Origin of the sequence: Paraclostridium sp., assembly GCF_051657365.1 — a bacterium.
Classification (GTDB): Bacteria; Bacillota; Clostridia; order Peptostreptococcales; family Peptostreptococcaceae; genus Paraclostridium.
In genome coordinates, this window is sequence record NZ_JBOFKN010000209.1 from 1 (window position 1) to 2,802 (window position 2,802).

The window sequence follows — 2,802 nt, forward strand, 5'->3', positions numbered from 1 at the left end:
ATCATATGAGTGCCAAGAAGAAAGAAAAGACATGCAGAAAATATAATTAAAAAATTTTATCTTCATCTGAAACACGATTTATTAATGCTGAACGATTTCAGTTAATAAATGCACATTACCATTCTGGCACTCACCTACACTCTTAGTTCAAAACCACTCCTGATAACATTTAGTTAAGGGGCATAGCGCAGCACGCTTGCGTGCGCAGCGGTTTGAAATGGGCATAAAGTTCGCGTAGCGAATGCCCATTTCAAAATGTCCCTGCTTCAACTTTTTGTTATCTTCTGCATCTGAAATTAATTTCACTGCATCTACCACATTCGTATTCAACCAGAAACAAGACATCTTGATTCATCATCAACATCAAGTATTATAGATGTCACAAAATTTAATAATGATATCCGCAACACAACCTACCAATAAGGATTTTTGAATGCATGATACGCTGTCAAGACTAGTGAATAGATTGGATGTGGTTAAATCCCAACTTGCATCTGCCATTCCGAATGATGAACCTTTTGGGAACGCTCACAATAATTGGTCATTTCCAGCAATTACTCGTTCAGAACTAATTGAGTATGTTGAATCAATCATCGAGCTAATAAACGATAAAGGAGGTGATGATCTCGGAACACATGAAGCTAGATTGACAGACTACATACGACGTTTAGATCACTTATGCAATTATACTATTTCTCAGATCTGGGGAAACGCTGGACAAGCATTGCCCGCATTCATGTTCACTATTCAAGGATTAGAGAAAGCACTAAAACCTGTACTAGTAAATGATTTAATACGTGATACATCTAGTAGACTAAAAAGAATCGGCACTCAAGTTCGTAGCATGGAATCTAGAATCAATGGGTTAGATCCCAGAACTCAAGATATCATGACTATGGTTGACCGAATCGAAAAAGCATACACAGCAGCAGAACAACTACCTACCGACTTAGAGTCATTGTCCGAAGCTAGACAGACCATCCAGTCACTACTAGCTGCATCGGAAAACGACAAAGCAATGCTCACAGAAATCTCAAGCATAGCAACTAAAATTGAAGAACAGCTTAATACTAATGCCAAAGAAGCTGAATCAGTTCTTGAACGTTGTGAAACAGCATATTCTGCAGCAACAAGTGTTGGTCTTGCGGCGGCATTCTCTAAACGATCAAACTCATTATCTAAATCAATGTGGTTTTGGGTCGCAGGTCTAGCTACAGCACTTAGCCTTGGTAGTTACTTTGGTTCATCACAACTAAGGAATCTATCTGAGTTATTTAAGACTACTGATGCATCAGCCTCAATTATTACTCTAAATATTATTTTATCTATTCTATCCGTTGGTGCACCAATCTGGTTTGCTTGGTTATCAACAAAACAGATTGGACAGAGATTTAGACTCTCAGAAGATTATGCATTCAAAGCATCAATTTCACAGGCTTACGAAGGTTTCAGGCGTGAAGCCGCACGTTTCGACAAAGATATGGAAGCGCGTTTACTAGAGTCAGCACTTACACGATTGGATGAACTTCCACTCAGACTGGTTGAAAATACAACTCATGGCAGTCCATGGCATGAACTCGCATCATCAGATTTAGTAAAGCAAGCAATTAAAGTTGTTCCTGGCTTTGTTGCACAAATTAACGAATTAGCAAGCAATTCTTTAAATCCGAAATCAAGAAACCTGAAAGTAGTTTCAACAGAAGATAGCGGAATTGATAACAAAAAAGTCGATGGTTAGCAAATAATGCCGTAGTAAAACTGCGGCTAACTTAATGCTTAGAACATATCAATTGTTCATTCTAAAAAAAAGATAACATTTAGCTAAGGGGCATAGCGTAGCACGCCTGCGTGCGCAGCGGTTTGAAATGGGCATAAAATTCACGTAGTGAATGCCCATTTCAAAATGTCCCTGCTTGAGCTTCTTGTTATCAAGGAACCCGATGCTTGCACAGCAATGTGTTTTGCTGCCCCAAAACATGCGCTAACTCTACCTCGACAGTTAAAATCATTACAAAGCATACTACAGCTCGTTACATCAGGTGACGCAGAGTGCATCTAGCGATACTATATGGAAAGTGAATATGTTGTGCTTTTTTAGGAATCGAAAATGCTTGAAATCCCGATTTTGGGTGAACTAGAAATAGATGATTTCGATGATTTTCTACGCAGCAAGCCAATTACCGTCAATGTTCTTGGTGGCGAGCAATTCGAGTTTATCTTGGAGGAGTATGAAGAAGATAGAGCAAAAGATGAGTTTCACGAAGCGATAGAAAATTTTTTATCACTCGACTATTCTGTGCTTAGACAAGCACAAGATTATATATACCAATACTATAGTGATATATTTGTACAGCTCACTCCAGACGACGAGTGGTATGTTGAGATAGCAAGCCCTAATGATGTTTGGAAACATATTAAATTTGGCTACAACCCAATGGTATCGCGTCGCCCACATGGAGATGAGTTAGTTTACATCTCATTGGCATGCTCCTGTGACTGGGAACAAGAACATGGGTTACAGATAGTATTCAAACAAGGACTATATATAAATAAAGTCGGGCCATTTAACGGTCACCTTACAAATTCTGATGCATATGGAAACGATAAGCTAGAAAATGTCATATACTGCTAGGCATAACAAGTGCACATTTCCAAGCTGATTTATTGCACGCATCAAATCAGCTGAAAATACAAAGGTAACAATAATTCGCTATTCGCTGCAATACCCTGCCACGGCAATAGTATAACTTCCGCATTCGCCTAAAATATTAGTTAAATGCCTTTCCTGATAACATTTAGTTA

At 38.7% G+C, this 2,802-nt stretch carries 2 protein-coding genes; both read left to right on the forward strand.

Annotated elements, in window-relative coordinates:
* The first annotated feature begins 457 nt into the window (after nucleotides 1-457).
* Nucleotides 458-1,738, forward strand: coding sequence for a hypothetical protein (locus ACRCYC_RS16200; RefSeq protein ID WP_438620139.1), 1,281 nt, complete (start codon nucleotides 458-460; stop codon nucleotides 1,736-1,738).
* Between the two features lie 369 nt (nucleotides 1,739-2,107).
* On the forward strand, nucleotides 2,108-2,632 hold the full coding sequence (locus ACRCYC_RS16205) for a DUF6985 domain-containing protein (RefSeq protein WP_438620140.1): 525 nt from the start codon (nucleotides 2,108-2,110) through the stop codon (nucleotides 2,630-2,632).
* Nucleotides 2,633-2,802 lie beyond the last annotated feature (170 nt).